Raw genomic sequence first — 24,424 nt, 5'->3', positions numbered from 1 at the left:
TGCGATTTTCCGCATTCCGAACAGACAGCTTGTGCGGAAATTCGCACGAATTACTCGTCGGACCGGTCAATAGAATTGATTTTGCAGGAAAAAACTTTCAGCTGCCTCATGCTGGATAGGCGGTTCGCGCAGCCTATCCTGTCTAAGACCGCATCAAGTGCGGCGTGGAGAGGACATGCTGACCAACGCTACCGAACGCCCCCTGCCGCCACACGCGCCAGCAAGACGGGTACCGATCTATCGCCGCCTGTATGCCCAGGTCGTAGCGGCCATCGTGCTCGGTGCCATCGTCGGCCACCTGTTCCCCGACTTCGGCACCTCGCTCAAGCCAGTCGGCGACGGCTTCATCGCGCTCGTCAAGATGATCATCGCGCCGGTGATCTTCCTGACCGTGGCGACGGGGATCGCGGGAATGAAGGACATGTCGTCTGTCGGCAGCGTGGCCGGCAAGGCGCTCGCCTACTTCCTGTTCTTTTCCACCCTGGCCCTCATCATCGGCCTCGTCGTCGCCAATGTCGTGCAACCGGGCGCGGGGCTGAACATCGATCCGGCCAGCCTCGATGCCGATGCAGTTAGTTCCTATGCCTCGACCGCCGAAGAACAAACCATCGCCGCCTTCCTGCTGGCGATCATCCCGACGACGCTGTTCAGCGCGCTCACCAGCGGATCGATCCTGCAGGTGCTGCTGGTGGCGATCCTCTCTGGCGTGGCCATCGCCGCCACGCGGCCGAAAAGCGACCTCGTCCTCGACTTCCTCTCGTCGGCGAGCGAGGTGATCTTCAAGCTCGTCCACATGCTGATGAAGCTGGCGCCCATCGGCGCTTTCGGGGCAATCGCCTTTACCATCGGCGAATTCGGCATCGGCTCGCTCGCCAGTTTGGCCGCGCTCATCGCCACCTTCTACCTCACATCGATCCTGTTCGTGGTGGTCGTGCTGGGCGTGGTCGCGCGGTTGGCGGGCTTCTCCATCTTTGCGCTGATTAAATACCTGCGCGAGGAGCTACTGCTGGTGCTCGGCACCTCGTCCTCCGAGGCAGCGCTGCCCACGCTGATGGAAAAGATGGAGATCGCCGGCTGTCGCAAGACCGTGGTCGGCCTGGTCGTGCCGACCGGCTATTCGTTCAACCTCGACGGTACCAACATCTACATGACGCTGGCCGCGCTGTTCATCGCGCAGGCGGTGGGCATCGACCTTTCGCTGGGCGAGCAGGTGGCGCTGGTTTTGGTCGCCATGATCAGTTCCAAGGGTGCGGCGGGCGTGACCGGCGCGGGCTTCGTGATCCTCGCCGCCACGCTCTCGGTCGTGCCCTCGGTGCCGGTCGCGGGCATGGCGCTGATCCTGGGCATCGACCGCTTCATGTCGGAGTGCCGGGCGCTGACCAACTTCATCGGCAATGCCGTCGCCACCGTGGTTGTCGCCAAGTGGGAAAAGGCACTCGACACCGATCGCCTCGCCGCGGCGATGGCGGGAACGCCGATGCCGTTGCCGACCGAGGATATCGAGCGGCACGAGCGCACCGGGCCCCACAGCGAGAGCCTTGCCGCCACGATGGAGAATGCCCGATGACGACCCGCCGCGACCTCTTCGCCATGACGCTTGCCGCGGGCGCGATCCACGCCGCCGGCCCGATGGTCGGCGCCTCCGCGCACGAGCTGGAGGAAATCCTGCTGTGGCCCGGCACCCCGCCCGGCGGGGGCGGCGTCAGCGGCGAGGAAGAGGTGGGCACCTCGGGTGCGGGATACGGCGCGGTCTCGAACATTGCCGTACCGCGCATGCGCGTCTATCGCCCGAACCACCCGAACGGCCGCGCGGTGATCGTATGCGGCGGCGGGGGCTATTTCCGCATCCAGCTGTGGAAGGAAAGCACGCCAGCCGCGCTGTGGCTGCAGACGCACGGCTATACCGTCTTCGAACTGCTCTATCGTCTGCCCGATGACGGCTGGGAGCGCGGCGCGCCGTTTGCCGATGCCCAGCGCGCCATGCGCATCGTGCGCAGCCGTGCGGCGGACTTCGGGATCGATCCGGCGAAGATCGGCATCATGGGCTTTTCCGCAGGCGGCCATCTGGCGGGCTATACCGCCCTGCGTCCGGCTCAGCCGATCTACACCACCGTCGACGCCATCGACACCGTCAGCGCCCGGCCCGACTTTGCAGCATTGCTGTTCCCGGTCGTATCGATGAGCGCCCCGTACGATACGACGCGAACCCGCCGCATTCTCGTGGGCGAAGGCGCCAATCCCGAGCAGGAAGCCTTCTGGTCGCTCGACCGGCTGGCGAACGCCGAAGCGGCGCCCACCATCATCTTTTCCGCCGCCGACGACCCGACCACGCCGCCCGGCCACGGCATCGCGCTGTTCCAGGCGCTGGTGGGCGCGGGGGTGCCAGCGGAACTGCACATCTTCGAGAACGGCGGACACGGCTGGGGGCTCGGCACGCCCGACCAGACGCTCAGCCAGTGGCCGGACATCTTCGACGCCTGGATCACCAGGCGCGCACCGACACCAACGCCGACAGGCACACGTTAAGACATGATGGGGAGAGCATCGATGAAGACACTCGCAAAGGCACGCCTGGCCCTGCTGGCAGGCGCCGGCATGGCCGCCTACGCCGTTCCTGCAATGGCCCAGGTGGTCGAAGCGCCTGTTCCGCAGGCGGCGACGGACGATCGGCAGGACGAGGACGTGCCGGGCGACGAGGCCATCGTGGTCACCGGATCGCGCATCCAGGGGGCGCAGATCAACGACGTGCTGCCGGTGACGGTGCTGGACGAACGCGCCATCGAGAACACCGGCGCGGCATCGGGTGACGAACTGTTTCGCGCCATCCCGCAGCAGGGCACAGTCGCGTTCAACGAGCAGAACTCGAACACCGTCAACTCCGCGCGCGGCGACGTCGGGTCGGTCAACCTTCGCGATCTCGGCACCGGCAACACGCTGCTGCTCATCAACGGTCGGCGCATGGTGCTGCACCCCGGTTTCCAGACCGAGCTGCTGGTGCCTGTCGTCTCCTCCGACACCAACGAAATCGCGCCGGGTTCGGTGCGCCGGCTGGAAGTGCTGCGAGACGGGGCCTCGGCCATCTACGGCGCGGACGCGGTGGCGGGCGTCATCAACACCGTGCTGCGCGGCAATCGCACCGGCGGCTTTCTGGAGGCGGAGTATCGCCTATACGATGGCACCAGTATGGACGGTTACGAGATAGCCGGCGGCTACGGCTTCGACTTCGCCGACGGTCGCGGCAACCTGACCGTCTATGGCGGCTATTTCCACGAGAGCGGAATGCCCGGATCGGAGCGGCGCTATGCCCGCGACGACAACCGCCTGCCCCTGGTTGAGGGCACCGATTTCGAGGGCGACGCCTCGTTCAACAACCGCAACACCTTCGGTCCGTTTGGCCAGTTCGACATCCAGGCCCCCTCCAGCCGCACGCCGATCGGCGATGACGACTTCTACCTGCAGCCTAGCACCTTTCCCGGCTGCGCGCTCGACTTCGGCGACGGCATCTGCGCCCGCGCGGGCACCACGCCTACGGCGGCCGTTCGATACAACACCATCTTCGGCAACGACCTGTTCAGCCGCAAGAACCGCTACAACACGCAGGCGCTGCTGAGCTACGAGCTGTCGAACGATGTGGAGGCCTATTTCGAGGGCAGCTATTACCGCTCCGAGAACCGGCGCAACATCGATGCCTCGGCGATCCTGAGCGCGGTGCCGCTCGGCATCTCGCGCAACGCCTATTACAATCCCTTCGGCCCGACGACCCGCAACGGCCTGCCCAACCCCGAACGCCTGCCCGGCACCACAATCCCCGCGGTCGGCGCGGACGTCATCATGGAGCGTTACCGCTTCGTCGACGTCGGCAACCGCGACGTGTCGGTCGACAAGGATTCCTACCGCCTCGTTGCCGGCCTACGCGGCAATTTCGGCGAGTGGGACTTCGATACCGGCTTCGTCTATTCGGAGGCGGAATCGCTCGATCTGGCCCGCAATCGCGTTTCGCTGACGCTTTTGCAGCAGCAGATCAACCTGACGACCCCCGATGCCTACAACCCGTTCAATGGCGGCTGCCTCGATGATCCGGGCCTGGGCGACTGCACGCCCAATCCCGAGGCATCGATCGCGCCGTTCCGCATCGACGTGTTCCGCCGCGGCGGCACCAGCCTGGCGCTGGCCGACTTCAAGCTGAGCCGCGACGACCTCTTCGAACTTCCGGGCGGCGATCTCGGCGTGGCCGCCGGCATCGAGTGGCGGCGCGAGACCTTCTTCGACGACCGCGACCCGCGCCTCGACGGCACCATTACCTTTACCGACAGCGTGACCGGCGACTTCAACGGCAGCGACGTGGCCGGCACCAGCCAGTCTCCCGACACCGACGGGAGCCGCAACGTCTATTCCGCCTATGCCGAGGCCTTCGTCCCTCTCGTCGGACCGGACATGGACATCCCGCTGGTCGAGGAATTCAATCTCCAGCTTGCCGGGCGCGCCGAACATTTCGACGACATCGGCGAGACCGCCGTCGTCCCGCGCGTCGCAGCATCCTGGACCACCGTTCCCGGCCTGACCTTCCGCGGTGCTTGGTCGCGCGGCTTTCGTGCCCCCAACCTGGTGCAGGTCAACGACGGCGGCACAACGCGGTCCAACACCCGCGACGATTTCGTGGTCTGCCAGGCGCAGGTCCTGCAAGGAACCCTCGCCAATCTCGGTGCCTGCCCGGGCGCGGGCGTCATCAGCTTCCGCGCCGGGACCGAGAACCTCGTTCCGGAGGAAAGCACCTCGATCAACCTGGGTGTCGTGCTGGAGCCGCGGTTCCTCCCGGGCCTGACGCTGACGGCGGATTTCTGGCGCGTGCGGCAGGAAGGGCTGGTCGGCACCTTCGGCGACGAGAATGCCATCGCGCTCGATTTCCTCCGGCGGCTCGCGGGCAGCAGCAATCCCAACGTCGTGCGCCTCGCGCCCACGGCAGAGGACATCGCCCTGTTCGCCGGAACCGGGCTGGAGCCTGCGGGCAAGATCGATTTCGTGCGCGACGACTATCTCAATCTCGACAGCCGCATATCGAGGGGCCTCGACTTCGGGCTCTATTACCAGGTGCCCGACTTCGGTATGGGCGATGTCAGCATCAGCCTGAACGCCGCGCGCCTGCTCGGCTTCGAACAGGTGGCGGGGCCCGATGGGCTCGAGCTGGTCGATGCCGTCAATGCAGGTGTCCTCCCGCTCGACATCACGGTGGGCGGCCTAGGCGAACTGCTGGAACTGGACGGGCGGCCCAAGTGGCGCGCTAGCGGTTCGCTCAACTGGGAGCGGGGCCCGATCGCGCTCGGCATCTTCGGCCAGTACGTTGGGAAGGTCTACGACAGCAGCGTGGTCCGCGACGTGCTGGTCGATTCCGACGATCCGCGCGACAACTACTTCCCGGTGGACGACTGGCTTACCTTTAACGTTTCGTTGTCCTACACCTTCGAGGGCAACACGGCGCTGGACGGCACGCGGTTGCGCTTGGGGATCAACAACCTGTTCGACGAAGATCCGCCGCTGGCCGACGAGGACTATGGCTTCTTCAGCGACCTGCACAGCGCAAGGGGGCGGGTATTCCGGTTTGAGGTACGCAAGACCTTCTAGGGCATCCGCCGCGCTGGTGGCCTTGGCGGCCGGGGCCTGCGTTCACGCACCCCCGGCACCCGCCGCCGACGGCCCGGGGGGACGAGCCGGGGTGGAATGCCGCACCGCGAGCGCGGTCGTCGCCTTCGATTTCGAGGGCGCGTCGCGCTCGCGCTGCAGTATCGATGGCGAGCGCGCGTTCACTGTCCTGGTCAGCCCGGAACACGCGCCGCCGATCAATCCCAGCCCGTGGTATGCCTTTCGCTACGAGGCCGAGGGGCCGGGCGAGGTTGCAGTGCGGATCGTCTATCTCGGAGCGCGGCACCGATATGCCCCCGTCCTGACCATAGGGCGGCAGACGAGGGCTGTGGATGTCGCTGTGGCCGACGACGGGAATGCGGTGACGCTTGCCCTGCCGCCCGGTGCCGGGACGGTGAGCGCGCAGGAACTGGTCGGCGCCAGCCATTACCGCGGCGCGCTGGCTCGCTGGCGCGATCGCGCAGGCGGCGAACTGTTGACGATCGCCAGATCGCACGCAGGCCGCGCCGTCGAGGCCCTTCGCCTTGGCAATGCGGACGCGCCGCATCTCGTCGTCCTGCTCGGCCGGCAACACCCGCCAGAGGTCACCGGCGCTATCGCCATGGAGAGCTTCGTCGACACGCTCGGCGAAGCCTTTGCCGCGGACCCCGGTCTTGGCGCGCGCTACCAGGTGCTCGTCGTGCCCCAGATCAATCCCGATGGCGTCGCGGAGGGCAACTGGCGCGCCAATCTGGGCGGCGTCGATCTCAACCGGGACTGGGGCACCTTTAGCCAGCCCGAGACTCGCGCGGTCGCGCAATGGCTGTCGGATCTGCCCGCCGGGACGCGGCCGGTGGCGATGATCGACTTCCACTCGACCAACCGCAACCTGTTCTACGTCCAAGGCGAGGAGGCGAACGAGGCCGGTCGTCGCTTCCTCAGCGAATGGCTGGAGGGGCGGGAAAACGCGTTTTCCGGCTATTCCTTCACCATCGAACGGACCAACGCCAACCCGGGCAGCGGCACGGCCAAGAACTGGTTCAATGCGACCTACGGCATCCCCGCTTTCACCTATGAAGTCGCCGACGACGCGGACCGGCAAGGAACGCACTCGGCCGCCGCCGCTCTGGCGCGGGCCTTTCCTGCAGCACTCGACCGACTGGTGGGCGACGGCTCCCGCTAAACGAAGCTTGCATTTGCAGGGGCAAATACCATACTGGAAGGTATGGAAAAGCTCGCGACACGAGGTCGCCCGCGGGAATTCTGTCCCGATACGGCGCTCGCTTCGGCCCTCCAGGTCTTCTGGACCAAGGGCTACGAAGGTGCATCGCTGTCCGATCTGACGGAGGCGATGGGCATTACCCGCCCGAGCCTCTACGCTGCTTTCGGCAACAAGGAGGCGCTGTTCCGGCAGGCGCTCGACCTCTACCAGCGCGACAAGACGGCCTACATCGGCGAGGCCATGCGGGAACCGACGGCGCGGGGGGTGGCGCAATACCTTCTCCACGGAGCGGTCGAGACGGCGACCGGCGGCGAGTGCCGGGGCTGCATGGGCGTCATCTCCACCGTGGCCTGCCAAAGCGTCGAGCCGTCCATCCGCGAAGACGTCAACCAGCGCGCCGAAGCGGCCAAGACCCTTATCGTCGAGCGAATGCAGCAGGCCATCGATGCCGGCGAGTTCAACGGACCGACGGATGCGCAGGCCATCACGCGGTACCTGCTCGCGATCATGCAGGGCATTTCGGTTCAGGCGCAATCCGGTGCGACCCGCGCAGACCTCATGGGCGTTGCCGATGCGGCACTGGCGGCGTGGCCATCCAGATAAGGCGCTTTTCGCTGCGACGCGGAAAAAAATATCGGTCGGTACAAAATTAGCGCTTGACCTGAACGCCAGATTACATACTTAGCGGTACATATCGCGGTCGAGCCGGCTGGTGCCGTCTCGCGTGGCGGGTGTTCGCAAGGACTCATCACAGACACCGTGACCAGACAGATCCGGCAAGCATCGCTTCCGGAAACGAAGACGCACGCCTGCACGGCACGGGGATGGCATCATGTTCGACACACCTTTTGACGCTTACGAAGACCAGGCCGGGGTAACCCGCGACGGGTGGGTCCAGCATGACGATGGCATCGAATGGGTCGAGGCACCTCGCGCGCCTGCGGAGAGCGAGGTCGTTGCAGATGAGCGCAAGTCGCGCCGTGGCTGGTTCGTAGCTGCCCTACTCGCCGCGATTGCGGTCGCGGCCTGGTGGATGAGCGGCGGCAGCCCGGCCCCGGCTGCGCCGCCCGTGGCGACCGTCACAGTCGCTCAGCCGCTCGAGCGGCAGATCACCGAGTGGGACGAATTCGTCGGCCGCTTCAGCGCGACCAATACCGTCGAGGTCCGGCCACAGGTTTCCGGCCAGATCGTGCGCGTCCATTTCACCGATGGCCAGTACGTCCGCAGGGGCGCTCCGCTCTTCACCATCGATGCCCGCACTTTCCGCGCCGCCCTTGCCGAGGCGCAGGCCCAAGAGGCGGGGGCCTCGAGCGCGCTCGCGCTGTCGCAGGCCAACCTCGCACGTGCCGAGCGACTGGTGGCCGAAGACGCCGTCGCCGCCACCGAGATCGATCGCCTGCGCGCCGAGGTCCGCGCCGGTCAGGCCGCCTTGCAGGCCGCGCGCGCCGCCGTGGCGTCCCGCACCATCGATGTTGGCTTCACCACGGTCCGCGCGCCGATCTCGGGCCGCATTTCGGACCGCCGGATCGACGCCGGCAACCTCGTCTCGGGTGGCGGTGCCGCGGCCACGCTGCTCACCACGATCAACGCGGTCGATCCCGTCTATTTCGAGTTCACCGGATCGGAAGCGCTCTACCTCAAGGCCCAGCGCGAAGGGTTCTCGCGCGGCACGGCCGTTGAAATCCGTTTGGCGGACGAGCCCGACTATCGCTGGCACGGCACGCTCGATTTTACCGACAACGGGCTCGACGCGGCGTCCGGCACCATTCGCGCCCGCGCAGTGGTCGCCAACGAGGGTGGCCTACTGGCCCCGGGCCTGTTCGGAAGGATGCGTCTCGCGACCGGCGGCACACGCGCCGCCCTGCTTGTGCCCGACACGGCTATCGTGACCGACCAGACCCGCAAGCAGGTGCTGGTCGTGGGCGATGACGGCACCGTCGCCGCCCGCACGGTGGAACTGGGGCCGCAGGTCAATGGGCTGCGGGTCATCGAAAGCGGCCTTCGCGTCAGCGACCGGGTCATCATCACCGGCTTGCAGATGGCCGTTCCCGGCCAGCAGGTCCGCGCCGAGGCCGGCCGCATCACGCCTGGCGCCGTCCGGCCTGACGACGCGGCCAGCCCGGCCAAGCCCGTTTCCCGCGCGGCCTCCGCCACGCTCACCAACTAAAGTCCTGCAATTTCAACGGCGCGTTTGCGAACGACGCCCGGAGTGTGCCCGATGCGCCTGTCCCGCTTCTTCATCGACCGCCCGATCTTTGCCGCGGTCATCGCCGTGCTGATTACGCTGGTGGGCGCCATCGCCTACTTCTTCCTGCCGGTCAGCCAGTACCCCGACATCGTGCCGCCGACTGTGACGGTGAACGCGGTCTATCCCGGCGCCTCGGCGGAAACCGTGGCCGACACCGTCGCCAATCCGATCGAGCAGGAGATCAACGGCGTCGACGGCATGCTCTATCAGTCGAGTGAATCGACCGGCGACGGGCGCATGACGATCACGGTCACCTTCGCGCCTGGCACCGATCTCGACGAGGCGCAGGTGCTGGTGCAGAACCGCGTCGCCATCGCCGAGGCGCGCCTGCCAGAGGAGGTCCAGCGGCTCGGCATCGTCACCCGCAAGACCACGCCCGACTTCCTGATGGTGGTGAACCTCGTCTCGCCCGACGGTTCGCTCGACCGCGAGTACATGTCCAATTACGCCCAGACGCGTATCAAGGATCGCCTCGCCCGCCTGGAGGGTGTGGGCGACGTGCAGCTGTTCGGCCAGCGTGAGCTCGCCATGCGCGTGTGGATCGATCCCGGCCGCGCCGCCGCCCTGGGCCTGACCGGCAGCGACGTCGTGCGGGCGCTGCGGGCGCAGAACGTGCAGGTCGCCGCCGGCACACTGGGCCAGCAGCCGAGCCCCGATGCCGCCTTCCAGCTCAACGTCGAGACGCAGGGCCGTTTTACCGACCCGGCGCAATTCGGCCAGGTTGTCATTCGCACCGACGAGATGGGCCGCCAGGTCCGCGTGAACGACGTCGCCCGGGTCGAGATCGGCGCGGCGGACTACGCCACCAGCGCCTATCTCGACGATGCCGATTCCGTCATCCTGCCGGTGTTCCAGAAGCCCGGTTCCAACGCGCTGGACGCTGCCGAACGAGTGAAGGCGACGATGGACGAGTTGTCGTCGGATTTTCCGGGCGGGCTGGAATATCGCATCGTCTACAACCCCACCGAGTTCATCTCGCAGTCCATCGATGCCGTGCTGCACACCCTGCTCGAGGCGGTGGTGCTGGTGGTCCTCGTCATCATCGTGTTCCTGCAAAAGGCGCGCGCGTCGATCATTCCGGTGCTGGCGATCCCCATTTCGCTCGTAGGCACGTTCGCGGTGCTGGCGATGGCCGGTTACTCGCTCAACAACCTCTCATTGTTCGGGCTGGTGCTCGCCATCGGCATCGTCGTCGACGACGCCATCGTCGTGGTCGAGAACGTGGAGCGTAACCTGGCCGCCGGTTTCAGTCCGCTCGAGGCCGCACGCCGATCCATGGACGAAGTGGGCGAGGCGCTGATCGCCATCGTTCTGGTGCTGTGCGCGGTGTTCGTCCCCACGCTGTTCATGAACGGCCTGTCGGGCGAGTTCTACAAGCAGTTCGCGGTGACCATTTCGGCCGCCACGGTCATCTCGCTGATCGTCAGCCTCACGCTGTCGCCCGCTTTGTCTGCGATGCTGCTCAAGCCGCACGAGCGCCTGCCCGCCGACGCCCCGCGCTGGCGCCACGCGATCGAGAATGCCGGCGAGCGGTTCAACACTGCCTTCGACCGCTTCGGCAACTGGTATGCCGGCTGGACCGCGCGCCTCGTGGCCATGCCGCGCCGCATGATGCTGGCCTATGCCATGCTGATCGGCCTCACCGGTCTGACGCTCGCCTCCACCCCCACCGGCTTCGTGCCGCAGCAGGACCAGGGCTATTTCGTCAGCGTGATCCAGCTGCCGCCCGGCAGCGCCACCACGCGCACCGATGCGGTAATGAAGCAGGTGGCGGACCGCGTTCTGCCCATCGAGGGCATCAAGGGCACGGTCATGCTGTCCGGCTTCGACGGCACCACTCAGACGCAGTCCGCCAGTTCGGCGGCCGCCTACTGGGTGCTCGACGATTTCGAGAGCCGGCAGGCGGCAGGCCTCGATATCGATACCCTGATCGCAGAGGCGCAGGCGGCCACCGCCGACATCGACGTGGCGCGCCTCATGATCGTCAAGCCGCCCGTCATTCAGGGCATCGGCTCTGCCGGCGGTTTCCGCATGATGCTGCAGGACAGTTCGGGCAACGGCTACCGCGCGCTGCAGGACGTCGCCTACCAGGTGATCGGGCAGGCCAACACGCAGCAAGGCCTGGCCGGGGTCTACACCTTCTTTGACACCGGCACGCCGCGCATCAGGACCGACATCGACCGCGACAAGGCGCAGATGCTGGGCCTCGCTCCCTCGGACGTGTTCGACACGCTTTCGGTCTATCTCGGGAGCGCTTTCGTCAACGACTTCAACCTCCTCGGGCGCACCTACCGCGTCACCGCCCAGGCCGATGCGCCCTACCGCGACGACGTGACCGACATCGCCGGTCTCTATGCGCGCTCGAACACCGGGGCCATGGTGCCGCTGGGTTCCGTCGCCTCGTTCACCGACACCACCGGCCCCTACCGCGTCTCGCGCTACAATCTGCAGCCGGCGGTCGCCATCGACGGCGATACCGCGCCCGGCAGCTCGACCGGCCAGTCGCTAACCACGATGGAAAAGGTCGCGGCGGAAACCCTGCCGCGCGGCTATTCAACCGAGTGGACCGGCATCGCCTACCAGCAGGCCACTACCGGCGACACGGCGGTCTACGTCTTCGGCCTTGCGGTACTGCTCGTCTTCCTGGTGCTGGCAGCACAGTACGAGAGCCTGATCATGCCGCTGGCGATCATCCTGATCGTGCCGATGTGCCTGCTCGCAGCGATGGTCGGCGTGAACCTGCGCGGTATGGACAACAACGTGCTGACGCAGATCGGGCTGATCGTTCTCATCGCCCTGTCGGCCAAGAACGCCATCCTGATCGTCGAGTTCGCCCGCCAAGGGGAGCGGGATCATGGGCTGACCGCTGCCGAGGCCGCGGTGGAAGCCGCCCGCACTCGCCTGCGTCCGATCCTGATGACAAGCTTCGCCTTCATCCTCGGCTCGGTGCCTCTGGTCATCGCGACCGGCGCCGGCGCGGAGCTGCGGCAGGCGCTCGGCACGGCGGTCTGCTTCGGAATGCTCGGCGTCACCGGTTTCGGCCTCGTCTTCACCCCCACCTTCTACGTCGTCAGCCGCGCGCTGGGTGACCGCATCGCCGCGTGGCGGGGCCGCCCCGCTGCCCGACCCGATCTCGCCGCCGTGCCGGCCGAATGAGGAGCAAGTCCATGACCCTTCGCCACACCGCTCTCGCCGCCGTTTCCGCGCTCGCGCTTGCCGCCTGCGCAACGACGCCCGCGGATGAGGAAGTCGCCACGACTGTCCCCGTCACCGCCACGCACGGCGCGTTCGTCGCCGCCGAGCAAGGCGTCGTCACCCCATCGCCGCTGCCGGCTGACTGGTGGCGACTCTACGACGATCCAGTGCTCGATGCGCTCGTTGCCGATGCCGCCGTTGCCAACACCGACGTCCGCCAGTCAGTCGCTCGCATCGCCCGTGCGCGCGCCGTCTTGAGAGGTGCGAGAGCCGATCGCATGCCGCAGGGCGGGCTGAGCGCATCGGCAGGCTATGGCCGCACCCCCGTCGACCAGACGCCGCCGGGCGCGGACCGAACCGGCGCCAGCTTCGGCCTCGGCGCGGACCTGTCCTACGAGCTTGACCTGTTCGGCCGCGTCTCCGGCTCCATCGCGGCGACGCAGGGCGACCTCGCCGCCGCGCAGGCCGATGCGGACGCGGTGCGCGTGATTGCCATCGCGGATACCACGCAGGCCTATGCCAGCGCCGCCAGTGCCGCCGCGCGTATCGCCACGGCGCGCTCCATCGTGGCCCTGCTCGACGACAGTCTGCGCCTCACTCGCCGCCGGCACGAGGCAGGCCTGACCGACGGGCTCGCCGTTGCGCGGATCGAGGCCCTGCGCCAGCAACGCGCCGCGACCATTCCGGCGATCGAGGCCGAGCGGACAGCTGCGCTCTTCGCGCTGGCGACGCTGACGGGGCGCGCACCTTCGCAGCTTCCGCCCATCGCCGGCGAGCGCGCGCTGCCGCTGGAGATCGCCGCCCCGATCCCGGTTGGCGACGGTGCGCAACTCCTCGCCCGCCGGCCTGACGTGCGCGCGGCGGAACAACGCCTGCTGGCCGATAACGCGCGCATCGGCGTGGCTCATGCCGATCTCTATCCGCGTATCACGCTCGGCGGTTCGGTCGGCTCGACTGCCTCCAGCCTCGGCAACCTGTTCTCCGGCGGGCCGCTCGGCTTCCTGCTCGGACCGCTGGTCGACTGGGCCTTGCCCAACCGCGAGCCCGTGCGCGCCCGCATCGACGCGGCTGGTGCCGATGCCGATGCCTCGCTTGCCGCCTTCGACGGCACGGTGCTGACGGCGTTGCAGGAGACGGAAACTGCCCTTTCCGATTACGCACGCGCGCTCGAGCAACGCCAGTCGCTCGTATCCGCGCAGGAAGCCGCTGCGAGGGCTGCGCGCATCACACGCGCGCAGAACCGCGAGGGATTGGTAGACTCCTTGCAGACGCTCGACGCGGAACGAACCTTGGCGGAAGCGCAGGCGGCGCTGGCCGATCAGGACGCGCTTGTCTCGAAGCGGCAAATTACGTTGTTTCGCGCGCTGGGGGGTGGGTGGTCGCAGGCAGCGGCGGGGGCGGCCCGATGACCGCGCCTCAACGAAAAGCGCGCCCTTGGTGGACCGATCAAAAGGATGCCTTATGGTCGGCAGGTCTGGGCTTCGTCTTAACGGCCTTTGTCCTGTTGATAGCCGCTTTCACCTGATGCGACTACGTTTGGCGAGGCGTAACCATATGCTCAGCAAACAATGCGAGCGCATTCTTTGCTGAGCCCTCGCCCATCTACTCTTTAATCAGATCAGGTAAGCTCATGTGGGGTTCTTTACGGTCAGTATGCGAAAACAGATTGTCCGCGAGGGGCGGACTAGCCGCGACGTTCTGAGCGTTAGCTCTTCGGCTAAATGGGCCGGGCGCAAATGCAATGGGATACTCTCGCTTTGATTGGCCAACGCGACATGAACTCACGGCCGATATTCGAGCTACACGGCTAGCTTGGCTGGAACGCCCAACGACTATCTATTTATAAGCTTCAAAGCACGCAACCCGCGATGGGCTGTCGTACCATCGGTTAAATACGAGAGATCCAGATACTGCTTAGTCATGCGAAGATCTAGACCCCGGGATTTGCGAGCGATGTTAGAGACGACTTACCTTCAGCGGAATAAACTGAAATTTGATAGAATAAGCGGCCGCTCGGTAAATCTGTTCTACCTCTTCGAAGTTCTTCCGCACAATATATTGGTGCAATTGGGGTAAAAGCGCGCTGTTCGTCGCCACAACCATCTGGCAGATGCTGGTCAAAGAAAGCTGCGCCCTTGTATTCAACCATTTGTTGACCCCTACTATACTATAATGACCTCACGCACGGGCGGTGCCGCCCCTCCCCTGATTTTGATCGTCTGGATCTCTGCGGTCGGCATAACCTCGCTTAAGGAAGGCTGCGGGCGCGCGTTCGCGCTTGCGGCCCGCTTCGCGAGCCGACTTGCCGGATTATGCATTCGGTCGCAGCCCGGTCGGCGACGAGCCGACCGCAAGGCCGAACGGCCGCCCGCAGCGGGCACGCAGCAAAGCGGAGTGCGTCTAGCGAGGACGCTCACGCGGAGGCGTGAGCGAAATGCGAACTACCTCCCCACGGCGACGTAGGTGATCCCCCGGTCCTCGACGTCCTTGCGGCTGTAGAGATTCCTCAGGTCCACCAGCACCGGTGCGGCGAGCAGATCCTTGGCCCGGTCGAGGTCTAGCGCGCGGAACGGCTTCCACTCGGTGACGATCACCATCGCGTCCGCCCCTTCCATGGCCTCGTAGGCGCTGTCGCAATAGGCGATGTCGCCCGCGCCCAGCCCCTCGTGCTGCTGCGCCTGCTCCATGCCCTCGGGATCGTAGGCGCGCACTTTCACGCCCTTAGCGGTCAGGGCGCGCACGATGTCGATGGCGGGGGAATCGCGCATGTCGTCGGTGTCAGCCTTGAACGTCAGGCCGAGCACGGCGACGGTCTTGCCCTGTGCATTGCCGCCCAGCGCATCGATCACCTTGTCGCCCATCGCGGCCTTGCGCCGGTCGTTCGATTCCACCACCGCGTCGACGATGGAAGCGCTCGCGCCGTACTGCTCGGCGGTCTTGAGCAGGGCCAGCGTGTCCTTGGGGAAGCACGACCCGCCGTAGCCCGGCCCGGGCATCAGGAAGCGGCTGCCGATGCGGCTGTCGGTGCCGATGCCGTGGGCCACGTCGCGCACGTCCGCGCCCACCTTTTCGCACAGGTCGGCCATCTCGTTGATGAAGCTGATCTTCGTCGCGAGGAAGGCGTTGGCGGCGTACTTGGTCAGCTCGGCGGCGCGGCGGCTCATCACGATCAGCGGCGCGCCATTGCTGGTAAGCGGGCGGTAGATCGCCTCCATCACCGCTTTCGCGTGGTCGTCGTTCACGCCAACCACGATCCGGTCGGGCCGGGCGAAATCGTCGATGGCGGCGCCTTCGCGCAGGAATTCGGGATTGCTGGCGACGGAGAACTCAAGGTCCGGCGCGGTCCTGGCGATGATCTTTTCCACTTCGTCGCCTGTGCCCACGGGCACGGTCGACTTGTCGACCACCACCGCGCCGTCGCGTAGCAGCGGGGCCATCTCCTCGGCGGCGGCATAGACGTAGGTGAGGTCGGCGTGCCCGTCGCCCCGGCGCGTGGGGGTGCCGACCGCGATGAACACCGCGTCCGCCTCGGGCAGCGCCTCGGCGAGGTCGAGCGTGAAATTCAGCCGCCCGGCGGCGACGTTGTTCGCCACCAGCCCGTCCAGCCCAGGCTCGAAGATCGGGATCTCGCCGTTCAGCAGCGCATCGATCTTCGCCTTGTCCTTGTCGACGCAGGTCACGGTGTGGCCGAAATCGGAGAAGCACGCGCCGGACACGAGCCCGACATAACCCGTTCCGATCATCACGATACGCATGAATTCAGTCCCCTCAGGAAGTCTCGCGCGCCCTAGAGGCTGGGGCGCGGGCGTGCAAGTCGCCCCCGGTCAGCCGCGCCCGCGGTAGGAAGCTACGCCCTGGTCGGGCACCCACAAGCCTTCGGGCGAGGCGCCGCTCTGCCAGAACACGTCGATGGGAATGCCGCCGCGCGGATACCAGTAGCCGCCGATGCGCAGCCACCGCGGCGCCATCTCGGCGAACAGGCGCTGGCCGATGCCCACGGTCACGTCCTCGTGGAAGCCGCAGTGATTGCGGAAAGACCCGAGGAACAGCTTGAGGCTCTTGCTCTCGACGATCGTCTCGCCCGGCGCGTAGTCGATGACGAGGTGGGCGAAATCGGGCTGGCCGGTGACCGGGCACAGGCTGGTGAACTCGGGCACTGCGAAGCGCACGAGATAGAGGCTGCCCGATCGCGGATTGGGCACGTAGTCGAGCACGGCCTCCTCCGGCGAGGCAGGCAGCGCGCTGGTCTGGCCGAGATGGAGCGGGGCGGGCGGAGCGGGGGCGTCGGTCATGGCCTGCCTGATGGCGCGAAGCCCCGCGCGCCGCAAGCGTCATGCGGGCACCCGGCGCGGCATTTACGCGAGGCAGCCTGCGCGCTAGGCGATGGGCGATGGACAGCCTCGTCTCCACCCGGTGGCTCGCAGAAGCGCTCGGCGCGCCCGACCTGCTCGTGCTCGATGCCTCGACGCACCTGCCGACGGCCGGGCGCGATGCGCTGGGCGAATTTGCCGCCGGCCACATTCCCGGCGCGCGGTTCCTCGACCTCAAGACGCTGACGAACCCCGACGATCCCGTCCCCGCCGCCCCGCCCACCCGCGCCCAGTTCGATGCGCGGATGCAGGCGCTGGGCGTGACGGGGCGGGAGCGGATCGTCCTCTACGACGACAGCGCCATGCGCACCGCGGCGCGGGCCTGGGTGCTGCTGCGAATGTTCGGAGTGGATGCGGCGGTGCTCGATGGCGGCTTGCAGAAGTGGCGCGCCGAGGGCCGACCCCTCGAGACCGGCCTGGCCGAAGCGCAGCCCGGCACCCTTTGCAGCGCGGGCGGATACGGCGAGCTGCGCACCAAGGCAGAGATGCGCGCCAACATCGACAGCAAGGCCGAGCAGGTCGTCGACGCGCGCGACGGCCCGCGCTTTCGCGGCGAAGAGCCCGACATCCGCCCGAACATGCCCACCGGCCACATCCCCGGCTCGCGCAACCTGCCCTTCGGCGAGGTGCTGGAAGAAGACGGCACTTTCAAGGACGCGGCCGGCATCCGCGCCGCATTCGAAGCATCCGGCATCGATCTGGGCCGCCCTGTCGTGACCACCTGCGGCAGCGGGGTGACGGCCTCCGTCCTCCTGTTTGCCCTCCACCTCATCGGCAAGGACGCCGCGCTCTACGACGGCAGCTGGAGCGATTGGGGCGCGGACCCGGAAATGCCGGTCGCCACCGGGCCCGCGGCATGAGCGACGAAGAGCACCGCCCGGCGACGCGGCTGGTCGAGGCCGGACGGCGCAAGGCGTGGACCAGCGTGGGCGGCCAGCCCGGCGGCACTGTGAACCCGCCCGTCTGGCGCGGCAGCACGCATCTCTACGAGGACATGGCCGATCTCGCGAAGGGCCGCCCCAATGCGGACGGCCACTTCTACTACGGCAGGCGCGGCGGACCGACACAGTGGGCGCTGGCAGAGGCGCTGACAGCGCTGGAACCCGGCGCCGAGGGCACCGAGCTGTTCCCCAGCGGTGTCGCCGCCATCGCCTCCACGCTGCTCGCGCTGCTGGAGCCCGGCGACGAACTGCTGCTGACCGACAATGCCTACGAGCCCACGCGCAACATCGCCTTCGGGATGCTGCGGCGCATGGGCGTGACGGCGCGCACCTTCGACCCGATGCGGCCCGAGACGCTCGAGGCAGCGATGACCGGCGCGACCAGGGTCGTCATGCTGGAGAACCCCGGCAGCCTGACGATGGAGGTCTGCGACGTGCCCGCGCTCGCCGCCATCGCCCGCGCCGGCGGCGCGCTATCGGTGATCGACAACACCTGGGCCTCGCCGCTCGGCTTCCCCGCGCTGGAGCGCGGCTGCGACGTATCGGTGATGAGCATCACCAAGCACGTCGGCGGCCATTCCGACCTGATGATGGGCAGCGCCGCCGCCGGGGGGCCGATGCTGGAGCGCATACGCCTCACCGCGCAATACATGGGCCAGGTCGTCTCGCCCGACGATGCCGCGCTTGCCCTGCGCGGGCTCAGGACGATGGGCCTGCGGCTGGAACGCACCGCTGCCACCGCGCTGGAAGTGGCCCAATGGCTCGAAACCCGGCCCGAGGTATCCGCCGTGCTCTGCCCGATTCTCCCCGGCGCGCCCGGCCACGACCTGTGGCGGCGCGACTTCACCGGCGGCTGCGGGCTGTTTACCTTCGTGCTCGCCGATGCCGACGTGGCGGCGCGTGCCCGGCTGGTCGACGCGCTCGAGCTGTTCGGCATCGGCTACAGCTGGGGCGGGTTCGAGAGCCTCGCCATCCCCGTCGACCCGGCACGCATCCGCGATCACCGCGCCTGGCCCGAGGGCATCGACGAGGGTAGCGGGCTTGGCCTGCGCCTCGCCATCGGGCTAGAAGATGCAGGCGACCTCATCCGCGACCTGACACGCGGGTTCGCCGCGATGGGAACTGCATGACCGCCACCGCCGACCCGCCATTGCCCAGCGCAAGCGCCCCTTCCGAGGGACTGGACCCCGTGCCAGTCGTGCGCGGCGTCGGCCCCGGCGCAGACGCTCCGGCCGGTGATGGCGTCGCGGGGGCCGACGCCCTGCGCGAGGCGGTGGACAGCTCCAGCCCCGGCATAGCGGAACTGACCGACTGGCTCGACGGCATCGGCTTCACGATCGCCGATCACCGCTTTTCGCTGTGGACCCTGCTCGTCGTGGTCATGGTGATCGTCGGCGTCTACCTGTTCGCCCGCATCACCACGTCGCTCGTGAAGACCGGCGTGCGCCGCGCCACCAAGCTCGATGTCTCGCAGCGGCTGCTCGTGGAAAAATTGCTGACCGTCGGCATCTGGGCGCTGGCGTTGATGATCGGGATCGACCTGCTGGGCATCGACCTGACCGCGCTCGCCGTGTTCTCGGGCGCCTTCGGCCTCGCCATCGGCTTCGGCCTGCAAAAGACCTTCGGCAATCTCATCGCCGGGATCATCCTGCTGATGGACAAGTCCATCAAACCCGGCGATGTCATCGCCATCGCCGACCAGGCGGGTAACGAGACCTTCGGCCAGATCCGCCGTATCGGCATCCGCGCCGTCTCGATCACCACGCGCGACGAGCGCGAATACCTGATCCCCAACGAAAACCTGATGATCAACCAGGTCGAAAACTGGTCCTATTCGTCGAAGAACGTCCGCATCCAGGTCCCCGTCGGGATCGGTTATGCGTGCGACCAGAAGCTGGCGCAAAAACTGATGCTGGAGGCCGCCATCTCGTGCCCGCGCACGCTGGAGAACCCTGCGCCGAGCGTGTGGCTGACCGAATACGGCGAATCGAGCGTCAACTACACCATCCATTGCTGGATCAGCGACCCGGAGATGGGCGTGGGCAACGTGCGGTCCGACGTGCTTATGCGATTGTGGGACCTGCTGGCGGAGAACGGCATCGAAATTCCCTACCCCCAGCGCGACATCAACCTGCGCGACAATGCGCAGTTCCAGCAACTGGTGGCGGCCATCGCACAGAGAGTCGAAAGCGGGCGTTGATAGGGGTCGCGACGAATCCCGCTAAAGCTGGCCTAGGCCCGGCCCTAGCCATTCTCGCTGGCGAGCAATGGGGCTGCGGTCCATCTCGCCATCCATGCAACATGGCACAATCCACCTCGTCGGCGCGGGGCCGGGCGATCCCGATCTTCTGACCCTGCGCGCCGCGCGGCTGATCGCGCAGGCCCGCACCATCGTCCACGACGGGCTCGTCGATCCGGCGATACTCGCGCTGGCCGCGCCCGATGCCCGGCTGGTCTCGGTGGCCAAACGCCGCGCGCACCACACCATGGCGCAGGAGGACATCAACGCCCTGCTGGTCACCGAGGCGCTGGCCGGGCGTGACGTCGTGCGGCTGAAGGGCGGCGATCCCTTCGTCTTCGGGCGCGGCGGGGAAGAGCTGGAAGCAGCGCGTGCGGCAGGCGTGCCGTGCGAGGTAACCCCCGGCATCAGCGCCGCCACCGGCGCGGCCGCGGCGGCGGGCATCGCCCTCACCCATCGCGAGGCATCGAGCATTCTCACCCTCGTCGCCGGTCAGTGCAAGGGCCTCTCCGACCAGGACTGGACGGGGCTTGCCGGCAAGGGCCGCACGCTCGTCATTTACATGGGCGTGAAGACCGCCGCGCAGATCGCGGAGAAGCTGATGGCCGACGGCCTCGCCCCCGACATGCCGCTCGCCGTGGTCGAGAACGCCTGCCGCCCGGAGATGCGCGTGCTGCGCGGGCCGCTGGCCGCGCTGCCCGACATGGTCGAGACCTACGCCGTTGTCAGCCCCGCCCTCATCGTCATCGGCGAGGTCACCGCGCGCGAGGATACCGCGCTCGCCGCCCTCGCGCTGGAGGCCGCGCGATGAAGCTCCTCACCGGAAACGACCTCAAATCCGGCGCCGTCGTGTGGTGGGATGGCCAGGCCTGGTCCACCCACATCGGCGACGCCGTCGACGCGGGCGAGGAGGCGACCGACATTCTCGCGCGCGAGGAAGCCGCGCGCCGCGTCAACGCCGCCTACGCCATCGACGCGGAAGCAACGCCGACCGGCCCGCGCCCCGCGCACATCAAGGACCGCGTCCGCGCCCTCGGCCCCACGGTGCGGCCCGATCTGGCGGTGAAGGCGGCACAGCAGCAAGGTTGGGACTGGGTGATCTGATGTACAAGTACGACCAATACGACCAGGCCATGGTGGACGCGCGCGTCGAGGAATTTCGCGACCAGTGCGCCCGCCGCCTGTCCGGCAAGCTGACCGAGGACCAGTTCAAGCCGCTGCGGCTGATGAACGGGCTGTATCTCCAGCTCCACGCCTACATGCTGCGCGTCGCCATCCCCTACGGGACGCTCGACAGCCGACAGATGCACGCGCTGGCCGACATCGCGGACCGTTACGACAAGGGCTACGGCCACTTCACCACGCGGCAGAACATCCAGTACAACTGGATCAAGCTGGAGGAGGCGGCGGACCTCTTGGCGGACCTCGCCAAGGTCGAGATGCACGCCATCCAGACCAGCGGCAACTGCATCCGCAACATCAGTTCGGATCACTTTGCCGGCGCAGCGGGCGACGAGGTCGTGGACCCGCGCCCCTATGCCGAGCTGCTGCGCCAGTGGTCGAGCTTCCATCCGGAATTCTCGATGCTGCCGCGCAAGTTCAAGATCGCCGTCATCGCGAGCGAAAAGGACCGCGCGGCCATGCGCCTGCACGACATCGGCATCCGTATCGTGCGCAGCGATGCGGGCGAGCTGGGCGCGGCCTTCTATGTCGGCGGCGGCATGGGCCGCACGCCCATGATCGCACCGCTGATCCGCGACTTCGTGCCGCTGGACCAATTCGTAACCTATGCCGAGGCGTGTCTTCGGGTCTACAACCGCCACGGCCGCCGCGACAACAAGTACAAGGCGCGCATCAAGATCCTCGTCCACGAACTGGGCGCGGACGAATACCGGCGGCAGGTGGAGGAGGAATTCGCGCACCTGTTGGAGGTCGGCGTCGAGCCGCCGCTGGCCGAGCTGGAGCGCCTGCGCACCTTCTTCGAGCCTCCCGCTTTCGCCACCGGCCTGCCCGAGCGCGCCGACCGCTCGGACCCCGACTTCGCGCTGTGGATCGACCGCAACTGCGTGGCCCACAAGGCACCGGGCTATGTCGCCGCGGTGATCAGCCTGAAGCCCGTCGGCGGCATTCCCGGCGATGCCAGCGCCGCGCAAATGCACCTCATGGCCGACTTGGCGCGGGAATACAGCTTCGACGAGCTGCGCGTCACCCACACGCAGAACATCGTCCTGGCGCACGTCGAGATCGGCCGCCTGCACGAGCTGTGGTCGCGGCTGGACGAAGCGGGGCTCGGAACGCCCAATCTCGACCAGGTGGGCGACATCATCGCCTGCCCCGGGCTCGACTACTGCTCGCTCGCCAACGCCCGCTCCATCCCCGTCGCGCAGAAGATTTCCGAACGTTTCGCCGCCAGCGGCAAGGGCGATGCGCTGGGCGAGCTGAAGCTGAAAATTTCCGGCTGCATCAACGCCTGCGGGCACCATCACGCGGGCCACATCGGCATCCTCGGCGTGGACAAGAAGGGGACGGAAAACTACCAGCTCCTGCTCGGCGGCAGCGAGGCTGAGGACGTGAGCCTCGCCAAGATCACCGGCCCCGGCTTCGACGAGGCGGGCATCGTCGACGCGGTCGAAAAGGTCGCCGACACCTATCTCGCCCAGCGCCGAGACGGGGAACGCTTCCTCGATACCTATCGCCGCATCGGCATGGATAGCTTCAAGGAGGCGCTTTATGGCTGATGCCCCCGCAACCGAAATCGGCTCGGGACGCGACGACGTCCAGTTCCGCTTCCGCGACGACGAACCCGCCGGCGTCGCGCAGGTGACCGTCGATGCCTTTCTCGAGCAGCCCGCTGCCGAGGCCGTACGGGTCGAGCCGGGTGACGATGCCCGCGCGCTGCTGCCGCATCTCGCGCGCGTGCGTCTTGTCGAGGTCAACTTCCCCGTATTCGGCGACGGACGCGGTTATTCCGCTGCCCGCCTGCTGCGCGAGCACGGCTACACCGGCGAACTGCGCGCCGTGGGCGATGTGCTGGTCGACCAGATCGCCTTCATGCGCCGCTGCGGCTTCGACAGCTTCGCCCCAGAGCGCCCGCTCGACCCTGCCGACGTCGAGGCCGCCTTTGCCCGCTGGCCCGAGGTCTACCAGAGCGCCGCCGACGAGCGCGTGCCCATCTGGAATCTTCGTCATGGGTGAAGCCGCCCGCCGCATCGACCGCATCGACACCGCGCCCGCCTTCATGCAGGCGGACGCCGACGCCCTCAACGCCCGCTTCGCCGGGGTCGATACGCTCGACATGCTGCGCCAGCTTTTCGCCGAGGACATCCTCGGCCGCGTCGCCGTGGTTTCCAGCTTCGGGACCGAGAGCGCCGTGCTGCTCGATCTCGTCGCCCGCGCCGACGCGAGCGTGCCGGTGGTCTTCGTGGATACGCTGAAGATGTTTCCGGAAACCCTCGCCTATCGCGAAACGCTGATCGAGCAGCTGGGCATCGAGAATGCCTCGGTCGTGCAACCCGATGCGGCGCGTCTGGCGGAGCGCGACGAGAGCGGCCTCAGGTGGTCCTACGATCCCGACGGCTGCTGCGAAATCCGCAAGGTGGAGCCGCTGGCCCGCGCCAAGGCCGGTCTCGACAGCTGGATTTCCGGTCGCAAGGCCTTCCAGTCCAGCACCCGGCAGAACATTCCGCGCTTCGAGGTCGAGGACGGCCGGCTGAAGCTGAACCCGCTCGGCGACTGGGTAAAGGCCGATCTCGAAGCCTATTTCGCCGAGCGCGACCTGCCGCGCCACCCGCTCGAGGCGCAAGGCTATCTCTCCGTCGGCTGCGCGCCCTGCACCAGCCCGGTCGCTCCCGGCGAAGACCCGCGCGCGGGCCGCTGGCGGGGCTGGGACAAGACCGAGTGCGGCATCCACCAGCCGGGCGTGGAGCCGTTCCTCTAGCGCATCACTTCAACCGCCATCGCCATAAGGAAGCAGATGAAGGTCGCCTCCAGAAAGCCGCGCAGCGCGTTCCCCAGCGCCCATACCCAGCCCTGCGACAGGTTCTGGCGGAACCACATCGTCTGCACTCCGAGATACCAGAGGATGGACGCCCCGGCTACGCCAAGCGCCACGCCGACGTCGGCCCCGCCTGCACTCAGCACCGTCGCCACGTCGATGCCCAGGGCGAAGGGCGCGGCGACGAAACACTGGGAGTAGAACGGCAAACGCAAGCTCTTGCGATCGAGCGCGATGCGCTTGCGACGCAAGAGCCGCAGCGAGAGCATCAGCGGAAACAGCGCAAAGGCCACCAGGCGGAAGGCAATGAGGTTGGTGTCGTCGGCCAGCAGCCCGTCTGTCTCGAGGTTCCAGCCGCCCGCCATCTCGACGAAATGCACGAGGCCGAGCGTGATCGCGAGAAAGATCGGCGGGCTGAGCGTATCCGAATAACGGTCCGCATCGGCATCGCCAAGCTCGTCATCGGCATAGTCCATCAGCCGCAGCGGATGGAACGTCGCCTTGAATAGCGTGAGCGGGTAGAACACCAGCCAGACCATCAGTTCGTAGAGCAACTGCTCCAGCGACTGGATGATCTTCATGAAGTCCATGGCGACGGG

At 67.2% G+C, this 24,424-nt stretch carries 19 protein-coding genes; 16 read left to right on the top strand and 3 right to left on the bottom strand.

The window, feature by feature from the left end; translation table 11 throughout:
- Positions 1–175: 175 nt before the first annotated feature.
- The 8 genes from AAW00_RS12395 (at position 176) to AAW00_RS12360 (ending at position 13,690) form a co-directional block, all read left to right on the top strand.
- Complete coding sequence (locus AAW00_RS12395) at positions 176–1,567, top strand: dicarboxylate/amino acid:cation symporter (RefSeq protein ID WP_047004752.1); 1,392 nt, start codon at positions 176–178, stop codon at positions 1,565–1,567.
- On the top strand, positions 1,564–2,526 hold the full coding sequence (locus AAW00_RS12390; RefSeq protein ID WP_047004751.1) for an alpha/beta hydrolase: 963 nt from the start codon (positions 1,564–1,566) through the stop codon (positions 2,524–2,526). Before AAW00_RS12395 ends, AAW00_RS12390 begins: the two co-directional genes overlap by 4 nt.
- Before the next feature lie 21 nt (positions 2,527–2,547).
- Positions 2,548–5,619 (top strand): TonB-dependent receptor plug domain-containing protein, encoded by a 3,072-nt coding sequence (locus AAW00_RS12385; protein WP_047004750.1) that lies wholly within the window; start codon positions 2,548–2,550, stop codon positions 5,617–5,619.
- A gap of 91 nt (positions 5,620–5,710) precedes the next feature.
- Positions 5,711–6,799, top strand: a complete 1,089-nt coding sequence (locus tag AAW00_RS12380; protein ID WP_047004749.1) for a M14 family metallopeptidase — start codon at positions 5,711–5,713, stop codon at positions 6,797–6,799.
- 42 nt (positions 6,800–6,841) lie between these two features.
- On the top strand, positions 6,842–7,441 hold the full coding sequence (locus AAW00_RS12375; RefSeq protein WP_047004748.1) for a TetR/AcrR family transcriptional regulator: 600 nt from the start codon (positions 6,842–6,844) through the stop codon (positions 7,439–7,441).
- A 229-nt stretch (positions 7,442–7,670) separates the two neighbouring features.
- Positions 7,671–9,005, top strand: a complete 1,335-nt coding sequence (locus AAW00_RS12370; protein WP_082125068.1) for an efflux RND transporter periplasmic adaptor subunit — start codon at positions 7,671–7,673, stop codon at positions 9,003–9,005.
- Positions 9,006–9,056: 51 nt separating this feature from the next.
- A complete protein-coding gene (locus AAW00_RS12365) occupies positions 9,057–12,242 on the top strand; it encodes an efflux RND transporter permease subunit (RefSeq protein ID WP_047004747.1) in 3,186 nt (1,061 codons plus the stop codon).
- An 11-nt stretch (positions 12,243–12,253) separates the two neighbouring features.
- Positions 12,254–13,690, top strand: coding sequence for an efflux transporter outer membrane subunit (locus AAW00_RS12360; RefSeq protein WP_047004746.1), 1,437 nt, complete (start codon positions 12,254–12,256; stop codon positions 13,688–13,690).
- 1,032 nt (positions 13,691–14,722) lie between these two features.
- On the opposite strand, the gene AAW00_RS12355 is transcribed toward AAW00_RS12360, so the two are convergent.
- Together AAW00_RS12355 and queF are read right to left on the bottom strand one after the other, a co-directional pair.
- A complete protein-coding gene (locus AAW00_RS12355; protein WP_047004745.1) occupies positions 14,723–16,036 on the bottom strand; it encodes a UDP-glucose dehydrogenase family protein in 1,314 nt (437 codons plus the stop codon).
- A 69-nt stretch (positions 16,037–16,105) separates the two neighbouring features.
- A complete protein-coding gene (queF, locus tag AAW00_RS12350; protein ID WP_047004744.1) occupies positions 16,106–16,573 on the bottom strand; it encodes a preQ(1) synthase in 468 nt (155 codons plus the stop codon).
- A gap of 98 nt (positions 16,574–16,671) precedes the next feature.
- On the opposite strand from queF, the gene AAW00_RS12345 reads away from it, so the two are divergent.
- From AAW00_RS12345 to AAW00_RS12310, 8 genes are all read left to right on the top strand, one after another.
- Positions 16,672–17,511 carry a sulfurtransferase gene (locus AAW00_RS12345; RefSeq protein WP_047004743.1) on the top strand — a complete coding sequence of 280 codons (840 nt, stop codon included), beginning with the start codon at positions 16,672–16,674 and terminating at the stop codon, positions 17,509–17,511.
- A complete protein-coding gene (metC, locus tag AAW00_RS12340) occupies positions 17,508–18,722 on the top strand; it encodes a cystathionine beta-lyase (protein ID WP_047004742.1) in 1,215 nt (404 codons plus the stop codon). Before AAW00_RS12345 ends, metC begins: the two co-directional genes overlap by 4 nt.
- The gene (locus tag AAW00_RS12335; RefSeq protein ID WP_047004741.1) at positions 18,719–19,792 is read left to right on the top strand and encodes a mechanosensitive ion channel family protein; all 1,074 of its coding nucleotides are present in this window, start codon (positions 18,719–18,721) and stop codon (positions 19,790–19,792) included. The genes metC and AAW00_RS12335 overlap by 4 nt, the downstream gene beginning before the upstream one ends.
- Positions 19,793–19,886: 94 nt before the next feature.
- Positions 19,887–20,642 carry a uroporphyrinogen-III C-methyltransferase gene (gene cobA / locus AAW00_RS12330; RefSeq protein ID WP_082125067.1) on the top strand — a complete coding sequence of 252 codons (756 nt, stop codon included), beginning with the start codon at positions 19,887–19,889 and terminating at the stop codon, positions 20,640–20,642.
- On the top strand, positions 20,639–20,935 hold the full coding sequence (locus tag AAW00_RS12325; protein WP_047004739.1) for a DUF2849 domain-containing protein: 297 nt from the start codon (positions 20,639–20,641) through the stop codon (positions 20,933–20,935). The genes cobA and AAW00_RS12325 overlap by 4 nt, the downstream gene beginning before the upstream one ends.
- The gene (locus AAW00_RS12320) at positions 20,935–22,569 is read left to right on the top strand and encodes a nitrite/sulfite reductase (RefSeq protein WP_047004738.1); all 1,635 of its coding nucleotides are present in this window, start codon (positions 20,935–20,937) and stop codon (positions 22,567–22,569) included. Before AAW00_RS12325 ends, AAW00_RS12320 begins: the two co-directional genes overlap by 1 nt.
- On the top strand, positions 22,562–23,026 hold the full coding sequence (locus AAW00_RS12315) for a DUF934 domain-containing protein (protein WP_047004737.1): 465 nt from the start codon (positions 22,562–22,564) through the stop codon (positions 23,024–23,026). The genes AAW00_RS12320 and AAW00_RS12315 overlap by 8 nt, the downstream gene beginning before the upstream one ends.
- On the top strand, positions 23,019–23,768 hold the full coding sequence (locus AAW00_RS12310; protein WP_047004736.1) for a phosphoadenylyl-sulfate reductase: 750 nt from the start codon (positions 23,019–23,021) through the stop codon (positions 23,766–23,768). Before AAW00_RS12315 ends, AAW00_RS12310 begins: the two co-directional genes overlap by 8 nt.
- On the opposite strand, the gene AAW00_RS12305 is transcribed toward AAW00_RS12310, so the two are convergent.
- Entirely contained in the window at positions 23,765–24,415 is a 651-nt protein-coding gene (locus AAW00_RS12305; RefSeq protein ID WP_047004735.1) for a hypothetical protein, read from the bottom strand. The genes AAW00_RS12310 and AAW00_RS12305 overlap by 4 nt on opposite strands.
- Positions 24,416–24,424 lie beyond the last annotated feature (9 nt).

The organism is Aurantiacibacter luteus (assembly GCF_001010945.1).
GTDB classification, from domain to species: domain Bacteria; phylum Pseudomonadota; class Alphaproteobacteria; order Sphingomonadales; family Sphingomonadaceae; genus Alteraurantiacibacter; species Alteraurantiacibacter luteus.
The sequence above is the reverse complement of the archived record's forward strand: the minus strand, read 5'-3'. Positions and strand labels throughout refer to the sequence as shown.